Annotated in this window: 14 protein-coding genes and 1 pseudogene; 7 read left to right on the top strand and 8 right to left on the bottom strand. The window is 63.3% G+C overall.

What is annotated here, in order from left to right:
- The first annotated feature begins 267 nt into the window (after positions 1-267).
- Together ACVILI_RS07830 and ACVILI_RS07825 are read left to right on the top strand one after the other, a co-directional pair.
- Positions 268-1,155 (top strand): phosphotransferase family protein, encoded by an 888-nt coding sequence (locus ACVILI_RS07830; RefSeq protein WP_038651869.1) that lies wholly within the window; start codon positions 268-270, stop codon positions 1,153-1,155.
- Positions 1,152-3,606: pseudogene (locus tag ACVILI_RS07825) on the top strand (GcvT family protein). The gene ACVILI_RS07830 and the pseudogene ACVILI_RS07825 overlap by 4 nt, the downstream one beginning before the upstream one ends.
- Here the strand turns inward: ACVILI_RS07825 and ACVILI_RS07820 are convergent.
- Positions 3,603-4,235: a class I SAM-dependent DNA methyltransferase gene (locus ACVILI_RS07820; RefSeq protein WP_038651863.1), complete on the bottom strand. Its 633-nt coding sequence runs from the start codon at positions 4,233-4,235 to the stop codon at positions 3,603-3,605. The pseudogene ACVILI_RS07825 and the gene ACVILI_RS07820 sit on opposite strands and share 4 nt — an antisense overlap.
- Before the next feature lie 103 nt (positions 4,236-4,338).
- Between ACVILI_RS07820 and ACVILI_RS07815 the strand changes: the two genes are divergently transcribed.
- The gene (locus ACVILI_RS07815) at positions 4,339-5,241 is read left to right on the top strand and encodes a phosphotransferase family protein (RefSeq protein ID WP_019862932.1); all 903 of its coding nucleotides are present in this window, start codon (positions 4,339-4,341) and stop codon (positions 5,239-5,241) included.
- Positions 5,242-5,269: 28 nt separating this feature from the next.
- Here the strand turns inward: ACVILI_RS07815 and ACVILI_RS07810 are convergent, their stop codons facing one another.
- The 3 genes from ACVILI_RS07810 to ACVILI_RS07800 all read right to left on the bottom strand — a co-directional run bounded on the left by ACVILI_RS07810 (position 5,270) and on the right by ACVILI_RS07800 (position 8,322).
- Complete coding sequence (locus tag ACVILI_RS07810) at positions 5,270-5,743, bottom strand: DUF805 domain-containing protein (RefSeq protein WP_051726957.1); 474 nt, start codon at positions 5,741-5,743, stop codon at positions 5,270-5,272.
- 267 nt (positions 5,744-6,010) lie between these two features.
- Entirely contained in the window at positions 6,011-6,934 is a 924-nt protein-coding gene (locus ACVILI_RS07805) for a DMT family transporter (protein ID WP_019862930.1), read from the bottom strand.
- 107 nt (positions 6,935-7,041) lie between these two features.
- Positions 7,042-8,322 (bottom strand): amidohydrolase family protein, encoded by a 1,281-nt coding sequence (locus ACVILI_RS07800; RefSeq protein WP_019862929.1) that lies wholly within the window; start codon positions 8,320-8,322, stop codon positions 7,042-7,044.
- Between the two features lie 152 nt (positions 8,323-8,474).
- On the opposite strand from ACVILI_RS07800, the gene ACVILI_RS07795 reads away from it, so the two are divergent.
- Positions 8,475-10,229 carry an ABC transporter ATP-binding protein gene (locus tag ACVILI_RS07795; protein ID WP_038651860.1) on the top strand — a complete coding sequence of 585 codons (1,755 nt, stop codon included), beginning with the start codon at positions 8,475-8,477 and terminating at the stop codon, positions 10,227-10,229.
- Between the two features lie 165 nt (positions 10,230-10,394).
- Here ACVILI_RS07795 and ilvD read toward each other — a convergent pair whose 3' ends face one another.
- Positions 10,395-12,239 (bottom strand): dihydroxy-acid dehydratase, encoded by a 1,845-nt coding sequence (gene ilvD / locus ACVILI_RS07790; RefSeq protein WP_038653783.1) that lies wholly within the window; start codon positions 12,237-12,239, stop codon positions 10,395-10,397.
- Between the two features lie 196 nt (positions 12,240-12,435).
- On the opposite strand from ilvD, the gene ACVILI_RS07785 reads away from it, so the two are divergent.
- The 3 genes from ACVILI_RS07785 (at position 12,436) to ACVILI_RS07775 (ending at position 13,899) form a co-directional block, all read left to right on the top strand.
- Complete coding sequence (locus ACVILI_RS07785) at positions 12,436-12,780, top strand: ArsR/SmtB family transcription factor (RefSeq protein ID WP_019862926.1); 345 nt, start codon at positions 12,436-12,438, stop codon at positions 12,778-12,780.
- A 73-nt stretch (positions 12,781-12,853) separates the two neighbouring features.
- On the top strand, positions 12,854-13,381 hold the full coding sequence (locus ACVILI_RS07780; protein WP_051726897.1) for an SRPBCC family protein: 528 nt from the start codon (positions 12,854-12,856) through the stop codon (positions 13,379-13,381).
- Positions 13,382-13,428: 47 nt separating this feature from the next.
- Positions 13,429-13,899: a VOC family protein gene (locus ACVILI_RS07775; RefSeq protein WP_019862924.1), complete on the top strand. Its 471-nt coding sequence runs from the start codon at positions 13,429-13,431 to the stop codon at positions 13,897-13,899.
- 172 nt (positions 13,900-14,071) lie between these two features.
- Here ACVILI_RS07775 and ACVILI_RS07770 read toward each other — a convergent pair whose 3' ends face one another.
- From ACVILI_RS07770 to ACVILI_RS07760, 3 genes are all read right to left on the bottom strand, one after another.
- Entirely contained in the window at positions 14,072-15,664 is a 1,593-nt protein-coding gene (locus tag ACVILI_RS07770; protein ID WP_038651854.1) for a peptide chain release factor 3, read from the bottom strand.
- Between the two features lie 100 nt (positions 15,665-15,764).
- Entirely contained in the window at positions 15,765-16,694 is a 930-nt protein-coding gene (locus ACVILI_RS07765; RefSeq protein ID WP_084791736.1) for a haloalkane dehalogenase, read from the bottom strand.
- The gene (locus ACVILI_RS07760; RefSeq protein ID WP_038651852.1) at positions 16,691-17,287 is read right to left on the bottom strand and encodes a TetR/AcrR family transcriptional regulator; all 597 of its coding nucleotides are present in this window, start codon (positions 17,285-17,287) and stop codon (positions 16,691-16,693) included. Before ACVILI_RS07760 ends, ACVILI_RS07765 begins: the two co-directional genes overlap by 4 nt.
- Between the last annotated feature and the right edge of the window lie 99 nt (positions 17,288-17,386).

Here is a 17,386-nt window from a genome sequence, read left to right as displayed (position 1 = left end):
TCGGAGCTGCAACGGGAGGGCGATGGCAGAGCCGCAACTCACTGGCCAGGCGGTCTTGAACGCGTCTGGCGCAAGGAATTTTCAGATCCGCGGGGGCGGATGCCGGGATCAGAATCCTGGCCAAGGGGCTCGTCGGTGCGGTGCGGGATACCGATCCTGGCGTCCCGCACCGACGAGATTATTTGCGTTTCTCCCCGCTCTCGTCGCGCTGTCCATGGCGCCTTGTCGAAGCCCAGCAAACCAGGCCAGCAAACCAGGGATAATCCCGTGATTGCCGAAGATCGCATCCGCGCCCTGCCGTGCTGGACCGGCGCCATCGAGATCGCTCCCCTGCCCGGCGGCCTGAGCAATGCCAATTATGTGGTCAGTGACGCTGCCGGCAAACATGTCGTGCGCTTCGGCCAGGACTATCCCTTCCACCATGTCTTCCGCGAGCGCGAGGTGATGACCGCGCGGGCTGCCCATGCCGCCGGCTTCGCACCTGCCGTGCACTATTCCGAACCCGGTATCCTGGTGACGCAGTTTCTCGGCGCCAGGACCTTCCTCGCCGAAGACGTGCGCGCCAATCTCGGCCGTGTGGCGGCTATACTGCGATCCTTCCATCGCGAGATGCCGAACCATGTCTCCGGCGCCGGCTTCATGTTCTGGGTGTTCCACGTCATCCGCGACTATGCGCGCACGCTCGAGGAAGGCAACAGCCGCAAGCGCAGCGACTTGCCGCGCCTGCTGACGCTGGCCGACGAGTTGGAGCGGGCGCAGAAGCTGCTGCCGATCGTCTTCGGCCATAACGATCTTTTGCCGGCCAACATTCTCGACGACGGCAACAGGCTGTGGCTGATCGATTTCGAATATGCCGGCTTCAACACGGCAATGTTCGACCTTGCCGGCGTCGCCTCGAATGCCGGCATGAGCGACGAGGAATCCTTCGCCTTCCTGACCGCCTATTTCATGAAGGAACCGGACGCGGCGATCCGCCGCTCGCACGCTGCCATGCAATGCGCCTCGCTGCTGCGCGAGGCGATGTGGAGCATGGTGTCGGAACTCTATCTGGACGCGCCCGGCATCGACTACGTCGCCTACACCGAGGAAAATCTGGTGCGACTCGACGCGGCGCTGGAAAACTACCGGACAAAATACGGGATCCTGAAATCATGACCTTGCCCAGCCAGGCCGCCATCGTCGTCATCGGCGGCGGCATTATCGGCTGCTCGACGGCCTATCATCTGGCGCGCGACCACAAGGCCGATGTCGTGTTGCTCGAACAGGGTAAGCTGACCTCGGGCTCGACCTGGCACGCCGCCGGCCTGGTCGGGCAATTGCGCTCGTCCGCCTCGATCACCCGGGTGCTCAAATACTCGGTCGACCTCTATAAGGGGCTGGAGGCCGAAACCGGCCTTGCCACCGGCTGGAAAATGACCGGCTGCCTGCGGCTCGCCACCAATGCCGACCGCTGGACCGAGTACAAAAGGCTGGCGACGACGGCGAAGAGTTTCGGCATGGACATGCATCTTTTGTACCCGGCCGAGGTCAAGGCGATGTGGCCGCTGATGGAAACCGGCGATCTGGTCGGTGCTTCCTGGCTGCCGACCGACGGCCAGGCCAGCCCCTCCGACATCACCCAATCGCTGGCCAAGGGCGCGCGCATGCATGGCGCGAAGCTGTTCGAGAATGTCCGCGTCATTGGCTTCGAGATGAAGGGCGGCCGCATCACGGCGGTGAAGACCGATCAAGGCGACATCGCCTGCGACAAGGTGGTGAACTGCGGGGGACAATGGGCGCGGCAGGTTGGCGCCATGGCCGGCATCAACGTGCCGCTGCAGCCGGTGAAGCACCAATACATCATCACCGAGAAGATCGATGGACTGGCGACGGACGCGCCGACGCTGCGCGACCCCGACCGGCGTACCTATTTCAAGGAGGAGGTCGGCGGACTGGTGATGGGTGGCTATGAGCCGAACCCGCAGGCATGGGCGACCGATCTCCCAGGGGGCGACGTGCCCAATGACTGGGAGTTCCGGCTGTTCGACGGACGACTACGACCATTTCGAGCAGCATATGACACAGGCGATCGCGCGTGTGCCGGCGCTGGAAACCGTCGGCGTCAAGCAGATGATCAACGGGCCGGAAAGCTTCACGCCGGACGGCAATTTCATCCTCGGCACGGCGCCCGAATGCGCCAACATGTTCGTCGGCGCCGGCTTCAACGCCTTCGGCATCGCCTCTGGCGGCGGCGCCGGCTGGGTGCTGGCACAATGGGTGGTCGACGGCGAGGCGCCGCTCGACCTGTGGGTGGTCGACATCAGGCGCTTTTCCAACCTGCATCGCGACCGCCAATGGGTGCGCGAGCGCACGCTGGAGGCTTATGGCAAGCATTACACGATCGGCTTCCCGCATGAGGAATATGCCAGCGGCCGGCCGCGCATCGTCTCGCCGCTTTACGGCAGGCTGAAGCAGCAGCGCGCCGTGTTCGGCTCGAAGCTCGGCTGGGAGCGGCCGAACTGGTTCGCGCCGCAAGGCGTCGAGCCGCGGGACCTCTATTCCATGGGCCGGCAGAACTGGTTTTCGGCGGTCGGCGACGAGCACAGGCATGTGCGCGAGAAGGTCGGCGTCTTCGACCAGTCGTCCTTCGCCAAATACGAATTGAGCGGACCCGACGCGGCCAAGGCGCTCGACTGGATCTGTGCCAACGACGTCAGCAAGCCGGTCGGAAGGCTGACCTACACGCAGCTTCTCAACACGCGCGGCGGCATCGAGGCCGACCTGACCGTGGCGCGGCTGGCCGAGGAGAAATTCTACATCGTCACAGGCACCGGCTTCCGCACGCATGATGCCTCGTGGATCAGCGACCATATCGGTGAGGGTCACGATGCGGAGTTGACCGATGTCACCGAGGATTTCGGCACGCTGTCGCTGATGGGTCCGCGGGCGCGCGACGTGCTCGCCGCGGTGACCGATGCCGATGTGTCGAATGCTTCGTTCCCGTTCGGCCATGTGCGCGAGATCGCCATCGCCGGCCACACGATTCGGGCGCTGCGTGTCACCTATGTCGGCGAACTCGGCTGGGAACTGCATGTGCCGATCGCCGCGACAGGCGAAGTCTTCGACGTGCTGATGGCGGCCGGCAAGACGCACGGCATCCGCCCGGTCGGCTACCGGGCGCTGGAATCGCTGCGGCTGGAAAAGGGCTACCGCGCCTGGGGATCCGACATCACACCCAACGACACGCCGCAGGAAGCCGGGCTCGGCTGGGCGGTCAAACTCAGGAAGAACACCGATTTCGTCGGACGACGCGCACTGGAGAAGGTTGTCGGCGCGCCGTTGAAGAAGCGCTTTGCCGGCTTCACGGTCGACAATCCGGAGATCGTGCTGCTCGGCCGGGAGACCATCCTGCGCAATGGCGAGCCGGTCGGCTATCTGACCAGCGGCGGCTATGGCTACACGCTGGGCAAGAACATCGGCTACGGCTATGTGCGCAACGGCGACGGGGTGAGCGACGATTTCCTCGCCGCGGGCGACTACGAGCTGGTTGTCGCAATGGAGCGGACGCCCGCCAGAATCCATCTCGAGCCGATGTTCGACCCGACAGCGGGGAGGGTAAAAGCCTAGTTCACCCGCAAGGCGAGGCCGCGGCTGGGCACGGTGTCGGCTTCGCCCGGCATCGAGACGTAAGGGCGCGTTTCCTCGGCACGGGTGACGACGCCTTGTGCTTCGAGTTCGGCGATGCGTGCGGCAAAACCCTGATCCCACAGCGTGTTCTTGACCGTCAGCACGATGATCCCGCCGGGGCGGCAGATACGGATCAGCTCATCCAGCCCTTCGACGCCGACATGGCCTGAAGTGAAGACACCGGCCGAGACGATCCCGGCATAAGCATCGTCGGCAAAGGGAAGCGTGCCGCCGAGCGCGAGGCAATGCAGCGCGGAATAGACACCCTTGCGGGCGGCCTGATCCAGCATGCCTTGCGAGATGTCCAGCGCCTCGACTTCAGGATAGCCTGATATATCGAGCCATTCGCCGATGAGCCCGGTGCCCGCGCCTGCATCGAGCAACGGCGTCGCGCCGCGCGGCAGATGGCGGGTCAGCAGAGCCAGACAGATCGTCGGATGACGATAACCGGCGGCCGACATGTCGGCGTCATAGGTCTGCGACCAGCGGTCATAGAGTGCGGCCACCTCCTCCGGGCGTTTGGCTGCGTAGGCCGCGCTGAGCGCGTCCAAATGTTTACCGTCCGTCATCGCTGCTGTGTCGCCTGATCGAGTTGCCTTTGATCGGATGATAGCCAAACGACGAAAATTGTGGAACCGTTGCAGAGAGAAATAACGGCGTGGGGGCGCGGGCATGGTGACAGACGAAGCGCGGGCAAAGCTGGCCGCCATTCCCATGCTTGCCGACTATACCGGGCCGCTGGAGCGACTTGGCGGCCTCACCAATCTCGTCTTCAGGGCCGGCGATCTCTGCCTGCGCATTCCAGGCAAAGGTACTGAGGAATACATCAACCGCGCCAACGAAGCGGTGGCCGCGCGCGAGGCGGCTAAAGCCGGCGTCAGCCCGCAAGTGCTGCATGCCGACGCCGATACCGGCGTGATGGTGACGCGCTTCATCGCGGGCGCGCAGACCATGTCGCCGGAGAAATTCAGGGAGAGGGCGGGCAGCCCCGCCCGGGCCGGCGAAGCCTTCCGCAAGCTGCACGCGTCCGGTGCGGTGTTCCCCTTCCGCTTCGAACTGTTTTCGATGATCGACGACTATCTCAAGGTGCTGTCGACCAAGGACGTCACCCTGCCAGCCGGCTATCACGACGTGGTGCGCGAGGCCGGCAGCGTGCGCTCGGCGCTTGCCGCCCATCCGCTCCCCCTCGTCGCTTGCCACTGCGATCCGCTGTGCGAGAACTTCCTCGATACGGGCGAGCGGATGTGGATCGTCGACTGGGAATATTCGGGGATGAACGACCCGCTCTGGGATCTCGGCGACCTCAGCGTGGAAGGCAAGTTCGATGCGGACCAGGACGAAGAGCTGATGCGCGCCTATTTCGGCGGCGAGGCGCGGCCGGCGGAGCGCGGCCGCGTCGTCATCTACAAGGCCATGTGCGATCTGCTCTGGACGCTGTGGGGGCTGATCCAGCTTGCCAACGAAAATCCCGTTGACGATTTCCGGGCCTATGCCGACGGCCGCTTCGCCCGCTGCAAGGCGTTGATGGAGACGCCGGAGTTTTCACGGCACCTGGCGGCTGTGCGTACGGGTTAAAGCAATTCCATGCGGGAGGAGCTCCAGCCTACCTGAAAACCCTCTCTATTTCAGTCAAAGTCACCGTGTCGTCAGACCTTTTGCAATACCAAATGATCAGCGCGATGGGACCGATGGGGAACAATCCAGCAAGGAGTTGATGCCAACCGCTTCTGTTGATGTCATGCAGCCGGCGAGCGGTCATGGCAAGCGTCGGCAGAAGGATGGCAAGATTCCAGATCGATGAGATGATTTCATTCTTCACGATGGCATCGACTATGACAAGAACGATACCGACAATGAAAATGAAGAGGTAGGAATACCAGAACTCCGAGCGGCTGGCCCTGCCGGAAAAATTCACATAATTTCGAAAGAAGCTTGAAACTGCTTCACCGAAATTCATCGAAGGCGGCATTTCTCCGAATCGGTTCGCACCGGCTGGCGCTGCTCTTAGAACAAACACCAGCGGCAAGCCGATCAGGATCAAAACGATCAGCCAATGCCATATGGAAAAACTTCCCATCATCACCCCCTCTGTCGCAGTTTTCTTGAGATGTTGATTCAGCCTCTCCCAGGCAAGAATCAATCCCGTATAGCGCCCGAAAGGCAACGTACACGGCAAAGTATCGATGTAAATATCGGATTTTCTGACCGGAAACTCCAACAATTCCGGATGATAGCCTTCGGCCGCTAGATGCGGAGCTTTGAAAAGGCTGCGTGTGACGTGCCGTATGCTTTGCTTGGCTGCAATCGCGGACGGAAAGCCTTCTCACACTTTCCTGGAACCGCTTTAATTCACGCCCTTCGGCACGTTTTCGGGCGGCACCGTGGTGTCGACCACCTTCTGGCGGTGGAAAATGAACAGGCCGGCCAGAACGATGATGCCGGAGCCGATCAGGATGCGCGGACCGGGGACGTCGCCGAAGAACACCAGCCCGAACACCACGGCCCACAGGAGCAGCGTGTAGTGCAGCGGCGCCAGCGTCGAGGCCGGGGCCAGCTTGAGCGCCCGCGTGATCATCAGATGGGCACTGCAGGAAACGATGCCAAGCAGCAGCATGGCGCCGAAATCGAGCGCCGACGGCGTTTGCCAGGCGCCGATGGTCAGCACGCCGCCGACCAGCAGCGTGCCGATCGTCTGCCATGTCACCAGATTGGTGTCGCTGGTGCCGCGCAGGCGCCGGTTGAGGATGATGGCGAAGGCAAAGGCGATGCTGCCGGCGAGCGCGAAGCTCGACGACAGCGAGAACGCCGCAGAGGACGGCTTCAGCATGATCACCACGCCGCAGAAGCCGAGCAGGATCGCCACCCAGCGGCGCCAGCCGACCTTTTCGCCGAGCAACAGGTGCGAGAGCGCCGCGACATAGATCGGTCCCGCCATGTAGAAACTCATGACGTCGGCAAGCGGCAGATAGACGACCGCGGCATAGAAAAGTGCGGTGTCGAGCGTGGTCATGACGACACGCAAGATCTGCAGTTCAGGGCGTTCCATGCGAAACAGCTTGGCCGCACCCTGATGCGCAATCATCGGCCCGAGAACGAAGAAGGCGCCTATGGAGCGGATCAGCACCACCTGGCCGACGGAAAAGCTGGCGACCAGCCACTTGCCCATCGCATCGTTCAGCGCAAACAGGAAGTCGCCGGCCAGCATCAGCAGAATGCCGGCCAGAAGCACGTTCCTGATCGTGGAATTCTGCGCAACGGGTTGCGTCATGCCGATCCCGATTCCTCCCTCGCCTAAGTCGCGTCGTAGACGGAAGCGGCGGCTTTGACGAGAAGAATCCGGGAAATCGCGAGACCAGGACCGGGAATCGGCTGGGCCTACGTGGCTTTGTGCCTGCGGTTGACCAGCGCCGGCCGGCCCGGGATGGAAAGCCTTGTATCCTGCCGCGTCCGTTCCGCCACCACCTTGCCCCTGGCGATGACGCAGATGCGCTCGGCGCGCAGGCGCAGGGCCTCGATCGGATTGCCGGCGTCGAGGATGACAAGGCTGGCGCGCTTGCCGACGGCGAGGCCGAGGTGGTCGAGACCCATGATGGCGGCGTTGACGTTGGTGACCATGTCGAAGCAGCGCGCCATGTCGGCCGGGCTCGACATCTGCGCGACGTGCAGGCCCATGAAGGCGACGTCGAGCATGTCGGCGGTGCCCAGCGAATACCAGGGATCGAGCACGCAATCCTGACCCCAGCCGACACGGATGCCGATCGCCTGCATCTCCTTGACCCGGGTCAGGCCGCGGCGCTTCGGGAATGTATCGTGGCGGCCCTGCAGCATGATGTTGATCAGCGGATTGGGGATAGCCGAAACGCCGGCCTCGGCGATCAGCGGCAGCAGCTTCGAGACATAGTAATTGTCCATCGAATGCATCGAGGTGAGGTGCGAGCCGGCCACCTTGCCCTGCAGGCCAAGGCGCTGCGTTTCATAGGCCAGTTGCTCGATGTGGCGCGACAGCGGGTCGTCGGTCTCGTCGCAATGCAGGTCGACCATCAGGCCACGTTTGGCCGCGATCTCGCACAGTTCTGTCACCGAGCGCGTGCCGTCGGCCATGGTACGCTCGAAATGCGGAATGCCGCCGACGATATCGACGCCCATGTCCAGCGCACGGATTGTGTTTTCACGCGCCTTCGGCGAGCGGTAGAAACCGTCCTGCGGAAAGGCCACGAGCTGGAGGTCGATATAGGGCGCGATCGTTTTCTTGACGTCGAGCAGGGCCTCGACCGCCAGCAGCCTGTCGTCGCAGACGTCGACATGGGTGCGGATGGCCAGCAGGCCCATCGACACCGCCCAGTCGCAATAGGCGAGCGCCCGGTCGCGCACCGCCTCATGCGTCAAAAGCGGCTTCAGCTCACCCCATAGCGCAATGCCTTCCAGCAGCGTGCCCGAGGCGTTGATGCGCGGAATACCATAGGACAGCGTGGCATCCATGTGGAAATGCGGATCGACAAAGGGGGGCGAGACCAGATTCCCGCTGGCATCGACCTCGGTCCGGGCGGAACCCTGCAATTCGGGCTCGATCGCCGCGATCGTCTCGTCGCTAATGCCGATATCGGCAATCCTGCCATCCGGCAGCGTGCCACCACGAACGATAAGGTCGAAATCCATCTGTCGTCATCTCGCCTGAAGAATCACTTTGCCATGGTGTCCCAAAAGACCGCATGACGCAGCGGTTTCTTTCCAGAAGCCTCCAATGGTTCCATCCGGGGACAACTCCCTCTATAAGCCGCCTTCGTCATTCCGCCACCAAGGATCGGCCTTTGTTTCGTTTCTTCCGCTCGACGGAAAACCAGCGCCTCGTCGCAAGGCTGGTCAGGGAATCGTTCCGGGAGCATATGTTCGGATATGGCGCGGCCATTCTTTCGATGCTGGTGGTGGCCGGCATGACCGCCGCCAGCGCCTGGATCCTGCGCGAAATCACCAATGAATTCGTGATCGACAAACGGGTCGACCGCGTCAACATGATTGCCGCGGCGGTCGCCGGGATCTTCATCCTCAAGGGCCTCGCCAATTTCGTCCAGGCCTATTTCATGAGCCGCGTCGGCAATGCCATCATCGCCGACCGGCAGCGCAAGATCTACGACCGCATCCTGGCGCAAGGCATCGAATTCTACCATTCGACCTCGTCATCCGATCTGATCACCCGCATGACCAACAATGCCCAGGCGGCACGCAACGTGCTCGACCTGATCGTGACCTCCTATGTGCGCGATCTGGTGACCCTGCTTGCCTTGATTGGTGTCATGGTCTGGCAGCAGCCGGTGCTGTCGCTGATCTGCTTCGTCGCCGGGCCTGTGGCCATCTATGGCGTCAACCGCATCCTGAAGCGTGTGCGCAAGTTCGCCGCCATGGAGTTCCGCTCGGTTGGCCAGATCATTCAGGTGATGCAGGAAACCGCTATCGGCGTGCGCGTAGTCAAATCCTTCAACCTCGAAAGCTTGATGCGCAAGCGCATGTACAAGGCGGTGGCAGACGTCGAGGATCGGGCCAACAACATTGCCGCGCTGGAAGCGGTGACCAGCCCGGTGATGGAGACGCTGGCCGGGCTGGCGATCGCCGGCGCCGTCATGGTCAGCGGCTTGCTGGTTCTGCAGGGCGGCCAGATGCCTGGCAACATCATGGCGTTCATCGCGGCGCTGCTGCTCGCCTATGAACCGGCAAAGCGCCTGGCGCGCGTGCGCATCTCACTGGAAAGCGGCATTGTCGGCGTGCGCATGATGTTCCAGCTCGCCGACGAGCCGCTGACACTGGCCGAGAAGCCCGATGCAAAGCCGCTTCGGACTGGACCGGGCGAGATCCGGTTCGATGCCGTCAGCTTCGCCTATCAGAACGGTCCGCCGGTGCTCGACCGGTTCGACCTGACCCTTGAAGCGGGCAAGATGACGGCGCTGGTCGGGCCTTCCGGCGGCGGCAAGTCGACGATCCTGAACCTGATCATGCGCATGTATGACCCGAACAGCGGCAAGGTCTTGCTCGACGGCCAGGACATTTCCCATGCCACGCTCGCTTCACTGCGGGAAAAGATCGCCTATGTCAGCCAGGACACGTTCCTGTTTGCCGGCACCATCATGCACAACATCCGGCTTGGGCGGCAGGACGCGACTGATGATGAGGTGATCGCCGCGGCCAAGGCCGCCAACGCGCATGACTTCATCATGGCGCAGGCGAAGGGCTACGAGACCGATGTCGGCGAGAATGGCGGCCTCTTGTCGGGCGGTCAGCGCCAACGCATCTCGATCGCGCGCGCCATGCTGCGCAATGCCAAAATACTGCTGCTGGACGAGGCGACCAGCGCGCTCGACGCCGAATCCGAAGCGCTGTTCCGCGACGCGCTGCAGCAGCTGACCCAAGGCCGCACGACGATCGTCATCGCCCACCGCCTGTCGACCGTGCACCAGGCCGACACGATCGTCGTGCTGGAGGGCGGCAAGGTGGTGGAGAGCGGGCCGCATCGTGCTCTGCTCACGCAGGGCGGGCTTTACCAGAAGCTTTATGAATATCAGCTGATGCCATAGTGCCGCCTCTTCCTTCCCCCCTTGTGGGGGAAGGTGGATCGGCGCGCAGCGCCGAGACGGATGAGGGGTGTTCCAGCGGAGTGAGGCGTTAGCGTTCCCTGGAACACCCCTCATCCGTCGCCTTCGGCGACACCTTCTCCCACAAGGGGAGAAGGAAGAACCGCGCTACTCCGGCACGTGCCGCACCGCGCCCTTGTCGGCGCTGGTGGCGAAGGCGGCGTAGGCGCGCAATGCGGTCGTCACCTTGCGCTTGCGCTTTTCCTCGGGCTTCCAGGCCAGGACGCCCTTGGCTTCCATCGCCGCCCGGCGGCTGTCGAGTTCGGCGTCGCTGACGGCGAGGCGGATGGTGCGGTTGGGGATGTCGATCTCGATCGTGTCACCCTCCTGCACCAGTCCGATCGTGCCGCCTTCGGCGGCTTCCGGCGACGCATGGCCGATCGACAGGCCCGACGTGCCGCCGGAGAAACGGCCGTCAGTGACCAGTGCGCAGGCCTTGCCGAGGCCCTTCGACTTCAGATAGCTGGTCGGGTAGAGCATCTCCTGCATGCCGGGGCCGCCACGCGGGCCCTCATAGCGGATGACGACGACGTCGCCTGCCTTGATCTCGTTGGAAAGGATTGCCTTGACCGAAGCGTCCTGGCTTTCGAACACCCGCGCCGGGCCGGTGAATTTCAGGATCGACTCATCGACGCCGGCCGTCTTCACGATGCAGCCGTCGAGCGCCAGATTGCCTTTCAGCACCGCAAGGCCGCCATCCCTAGAGAACGGCGTTTCCGCCGAACGGATGACACCCTTTTCACGATCGAGATCGAGATCGTCCCAGCGGCGGTCCTGGCTGAAAGCGACCTGTGTCGGCACGCCGCCGGGCGCGGCAAGGAAGAAGTCGCGGACATTCTGGCTGGAGGTGCGGGAAATATCCCAATGGTCGAGCGCCTCGCCGAGGCTTGATGTGTGCACGGTCGGCAGGTCGCGGTTGATCAGCCCGGCATTGTCGAGCTGGCCGAGGATGGCCATGATGCCGCCGGCGCGATGAACGTCTTCCATGTGGACGTCGGACTTGGCCGGCGCGACCTTGCAGAGCACCGGAACCCGCCGCGACAGCCGGTCGATGTCCTCCATCGTGAAATCGACCTCGCCCTCATGGGCGGCGGCCAAAATGTGCAGCACGGTGTTGGTCGAGCCGCCCATGGCGATGTCGAGCGTCATGGCGTTTTCGAAGGCGCCCTTCGACGCGATGGTGCGCGGCAGTGCCGTCTCGTCTTCCTGCTCGTAATAGCGCTGGGCGAGATCGACGACGAGATGGCCAGCCTCGACGAACAGCCGCTTGCGGTCGGCATGCGTGGCCAATGTCGAGCCGTTGCCCGGCAGCGACAGTCCGAGCGCCTCGGTCAGGCAGTTCATGGAATTGGCGGTGAACATGCCCGAGCAGGAGCCGCAAGTCGGACAGGCCGAGCGCTCGATGACCTTGACGTCCTCGTCGGAGATCTTGTCGTCGGCGGCCGCGACCATGGCGTCGACCAGGTCGAGCGCCTGCGTCTTGCCGCCCAGCACCACCTTGCCGGCTTCCATCGGCCCGCCGGAGACGAAGACGGTCGGAATGTTGAGGCGCAGCGACGCCATCAGCATGCCGGGGGTGATCTTGTCGCAATTGGAGATGCAGACCATGGCGTCGGCGCAGTGCGCATTGACCATGTATTCGACGGAATCGGCGATCAGCTCGCGCGACGGCAGCGAATAGAGCATGCCGTCATGGCCCATGGCGATGCCGTCATCGACCGCGATGGTGTTGAATTCCTTGGCAACGCCGCCGGCCTTCTCGATCTCGCGTGCCACCAGTTGGCCGAGGTCCTTCAAATGCACATGGCCCGGCACGAATTGGGTGAAGGAATTGACCACGGCGATAATCGGCTTGCCGAAATCGGAATCCTTCATGCCGGTGGCGCGCCAAAGGCCGCGTGCGCCGGCCATGTTGCGGCCATGGGTGGTGGTGCGGGAGCGATAGGCAGGCATGTTTTTTCCTTGGTGGCTGGCCTCGGCCCGGGAATGGCGCGGCGGAGCTGAATTCGGATCGCTGGCTTTATAGACGCGCAAGTATGGTCTGGCCACATTTTTGCAATGCGCCACGAAATCCGGATGGGCGGTTGACGAGCGGAGCTCGCGTGTATATAGCCAATCAGGTATATACCCTTTTGGCTATGGACATCCGATGGACCAGCTGGACGCCACTTTTGCCGCACTCGCCGATCCGACGCGCCGCGCCATTCTTGCCCGGCTCATCCAGGGCGAAGCATCCGTGATGGAACTCGCCGAGCCCTTCGCGATGAGCCAGCCCTCGATTTCCAAGCATCTAAAGGTGCTGGAAAACGCCGGGCTGATTTCACGCGGCCGCGACGCGCAGCGCCGGCCGTGCCGGTTGGAGGCAAAACCGTTGGCAGAGGCCAATGACTGGCTGGAGCGCTATCGCAAGATCTGGGAAGGCAACTTCCAGCGCCTCGACGCGTTGCTCGGCGCTATGAAGGCCGAGAAAGCCCCCGACAGTACCGACCAATAGCCGAAAAAGGTCGCGGCCTGTGTCGGATCACCGGCCTGTCGCACGTCCTTTGGCAAATAGGAGGCGGACCATCATGAGCACCACAACCTTGCCCGGTTCGACCGTCGCCACGCTGACGGTGACGACGCCCAGCGACCGCGAGGTCCAGATCACCCGCATCTTCGACGCGTCACGGCCGATGGTCTTCGACTGTTGGACGATACCGGAGCTGCTGAAGGGCTGGCTGCACGGCCCCGATGGCTGGAGGCTGGCGATCTGTGAAATCGACCTCAGGGTTGGCGGCGCCACGCGCTACGTCTGGCAGCACCGCGATGGCCGCAGCATGGGCATGAGCGGCGCCTATCGCGAAATCGTGCGGCCAGCCAGGATCGTCGCCACCGAACTGTTCGACGAGGACTGGACGGGTGGCGAAACCATAGGGACCGTGGTCTTCACCGAACAGGCCGGAAAAACGCTGCTGACGCAGACGGTGCTTTACGCCTCGCAAGCGGCCCGCGACGGCGCGCTCGGCACCGGCATGACTCGCGGCATGGGCGAGAGCTATGCCCAGCTCGACGCCTACCTTGCTTCCCTGCAGGACGCTGCCAAGGGCGCCGCCTGACGCTTCCTTCACCCCAAGCACCCCGAAGAGAAAACGAGGAGAAACGCATGCAGAAGATCACCACCTTCCTGTGGTTCGACGGACAGGCCGAGGAGGCGATGAACCATTACATGTCCATCTTCAAGAATTCGAAGGAGCTGAGCGTGACGCGTTGGCCCAAGGGCCACGCTGATGAGGGCAAGGTGCTGGTGGCCTCGTTCGAACTCGACGGTGTCCCGTTCCTGGCGCTCAATGGCGGACCACAATACAAGTTCACCGAGGCGATCTCACTGTCGATCGACTGCAAGACGCAGGAAGAAGTTGATCATTTCTGGACCAGGCTCACGGAGGGTGGCGGCGAACCAGGACCCTGTGGCTGGCTGAAGGACAAATTCGGCGTTTCCTGGCAGGTCGTGCCGGAGCAGCTGCCGCGCCTGCTCGGGGATGCGGACCGCGCCAAGGCCGGCCGGGCGATGAATGCGATGATGCAGATGGGCAAGATCGACATCGCCAAGCTCGAAGAGGCGGCGAAGGGGTGAGAAGCGCGCGATCTTTCCTTCTCCCCCTGAGGGAGAAGGTGGATCGGCGCGCAGCGCCGAGACGGATGAGGGGTGTTCCAGCGGAGTGAGACGTTGGCGTTCCCTGGAACACCCTCATCCGTTCGCCTTCGGCGACACCTTCTCCCACAAGGGGAGAAGGAAGAAACACAGCTCACGCCGCCTTGTCGCGGACCTGGTAGTCCTTGATGGTGGCGAAGCGGATCGCTTTCCAGCGCTCGGCTTCGTAGTTCAGCGAGAAAGCGTGCTGGGCCAGGAACACCGGGTCGTTATCGAGGTCCCTGGCGATGTCGCCGCGATGCGCCTCGATAAAGCGAAGCGTCTCGGCCTTGTCGTCGGCCGAGATCCAGCGGCAGACGGAAAAGCGCGACATTTCGAACTCGACCGGCAGCGTGTATTCGAAGTTCAGCCGCTCCTTCAACACGTCGAGCTGCAGGGCGCCGACGACGCCGACGATGGCCGGTGAGCCATCCTCGGGCGAGAACAACTGCACGACGCCTTCCTCGGCCATCTGGTGCAGCGCTTCCTTGAGTTTCTTCGCCTTCATGGCGTCGCCGAGGCGCACGCGGCGCAGGATTTCCGGGGCGAAGTTCGGCACGCCCCTGAAAAGAATTTCCTCGCCCTCGGTCAGCGTGTCGCCGATGCGCAGCGTGCCGTGGTTGGGAATGCCGACGACGTCGCCGGCAAAGGCTTCATCCGCCGTGACGCGGGTGCGGGCGAAGAAGAATTGCGGCGCCGACAGGCTCATCGGCTTGCCGGTGCGCACCAGCTTGGCCTTCATGCCGCGCTCGAGCTTGCCCGAGCAGACGCGCACGAAAGCGATACGGTCGCGGTGGTTGGGGTCCATGTTGGCCTGGATCTTGAAGACGAAGGAGGTCATCTTGTCCTCGGTCGCCTCGACCTTGCGGGTGTCGGCCTGCTGCGCGCGCGGCGGCGGGCCGAAGGCGCCGAGCGCCTCGATCAGGTCGCGCACGCCGTAATTGCGCAGCGCCGAGCCAAAATAGACCGGCGTCAGATGGCCCTCGCGGAAGGCATCGATGTCGAGGGGGCGGCACGCTTCCCGCGCGAGTTCCAGTTCCTCGATGAAGGCCTCGCGCTCGTTTTCCGGCAGCAGCCCGGCGACGCGGTTGGAATCGGGGCCGTTGACCGGCGTACGTTCCTTCTCGTCGTCGCCCTTGCGCACTGCGTTCAACGCCAGGTGATAGGTTCCGGAAAACGTCCTGCCGCGGCCGATCGGCCAGGTGATAGGTGCGGTGTCCAGCGCCAGCTTCTGCTCGATCTCGTCCAGAATCTCGAACGGGTCGCGGCTTTCGCGGTCCATCTTGTTGACGAAGGTGATGATCGGAATGTCGCGCAGCCGGCAGACTTCGAACAGTTTCAGCGTGCGCGGCTCGATGCCCTTGGCGGCGTCGATGACCATGACGGCCGAGTCGACCGCCGACAGCGTGCGGTAGGTATCGTCGGCGAAATCCTCGTGGCCAGGCGTGTCGAGCAGGTTGAAGACATTGTCTTCATACTCGAAGGTCATCACCGAGGTGACGACCGAAATGCCGCGCTCGCGCTCGATCTTCATCCAGTCGGACCGGGTCTGGATCTTGTCCTTCTTGGCCTTGACCTCGCCGGCAAGCTGAATGGCACCGCCGAACAGCAGCAGCTTTTCGGTGAGCGTCGTCTTGCCGGCGTCGGGGTGCGCGATGATCGCGAAGGTGCGGCGGCGCGCCACTTCCTCTGGTATTGTTTCGGGCATTCTCTGGGATTTCCGTGTGACAGGCCGGGCTTCTAGCAGCGTAGTGCCGGGCTGTCGACCGGTCCGGCGGCGCGGACGCCCCCGGATGCCATGGCTTGCCTCAGGCCAGCTCGCCCATCCGGTTCGCCAAAACGACCTCCGGAAGCCAGCTGGCGATGGCGCCGCCTATCGCGTCGGCATGATCCTCCTGCAGATAGTGCGCACCAGGCCCGAGATTGATGAAACCGCAGTTCTTCAAACCGGCCGCGAATTCGCGCGCGGCCTGCGGCCCGATCAGCGCGCCCGGATCGCCCGCGAACAGCAGTTTCGGATAGGTGGACAGCCGCAGCGCGCGATGGTCGTGCTGGCTGATGGCGGCAACGTCGGCGGGCCGGCCTTCGATGGGCATTTCCCGGGGCAGGCGCAGCACCGGCTTGCGCGATTGCAGCGTCGGGAACGGTGCCCGGTAAGCGTCCATCTCGTCGTCACTCATCGTGCGCAGCACCGAGGCCGGCAGCACTTTCTCGACGAAGACATTGTCTTCCAGGACCAGCTTTTCGCCGACGCCGGGCGTGCGGAGCGCCTTGAACATTTCGCGGGCTTGCGGGCGCTGGTGAAAATCCTCCCAGCGCTCGAAGGGCCGGATGAATTCCATGAAGGCGAGGCCGAGGATGCGCTGCGGCCGCCTTGCCGCTAGATGGAAGGCAAGGGCCGTGCCCCAATCCTGCGCGACCAGCACAACATCCCTGATGTCGAGCGCGTCGAGGAAAGCATCGAGATAGCGGACATGGTCGAAGAAGCGATAGTCGATATCGGGCTTGCCGGACTGGCCATAGCCGATCAGGTCAGGCGCGATGCAGCGGCCGAACGGGGCGACATGCGGGATGATGTTGCGCCAGATATGGGACGAGGTCGGGTTGCCATGCAGGAACAGCACGATCGGGCCGGACGCTCCCGCCTCGACATAGGACATGGTCGAATCGAGTACGGGAATCTGCAAGCGTCTCGGCGCGGTGGCGAACGGCTGAGGCGGGTTGGCTTTCGAACTCATGGGGTCGGCTCCTTTGCAAACACCGTGCTGAAGATGACTTTCTTGAACCGCTCGAGCGGTTCGGGGCTGCGCTCAACCTTCATGCGCAGCATGGCGCCCTGCCAGGACGACAGCAGGAAGTCGGCGAGGTCCTCGGCCTCGAAGGTCTTGGCGATGTCGCCGGCCGCCTGGCCTTCGGCGATGCAGACGGCGAATGGCTGGCGCCAGCGCTCGAAGATGGCGACGAGCTGCAAACGCAACGGCTCGCTGTGCACGGCTGTCTCAAGGCTGAGATTGCCGATCATGCAGCCGCGCGCCCAGTCATGCGCCTCGAGCTTCGAGGTGATGACGTCGAGGTAGCGGCGCAGCCTGCCTATGGGCGGCGTGCCGTCCTGCGCCAGCGCAGCCTCGGCCAGCCCGCTGACATAGGTGAAGTAGCGGTCCAGCACTTCGCCGACGAACGCCTCCTTGGAGGCGAAATGGTTGGTGAAGGATCCCGGCCTGGCGTCGGCGGCGGCAACGATGTCGCGCACGCCAGCGGCGGCATAACCTGAATTCCAGATGGTCCGGAAACCGGCGTCGAGAAGTTTTTCGCGGAGTGATTGTCTAGCCATGTTCAAATAATACGTACGTACGTATTGCTGTCAAGCGCATATTTTTACCGTGTCCGATGTTGGCAAGCGACGAATGGGGTGGCACTGCAAGAGCGTCCT

The organism is Mesorhizobium sp. USDA 4775 (genome assembly GCF_054062655.1).
This window is presented reverse-complemented; position numbering and strand designations above follow the sequence as displayed.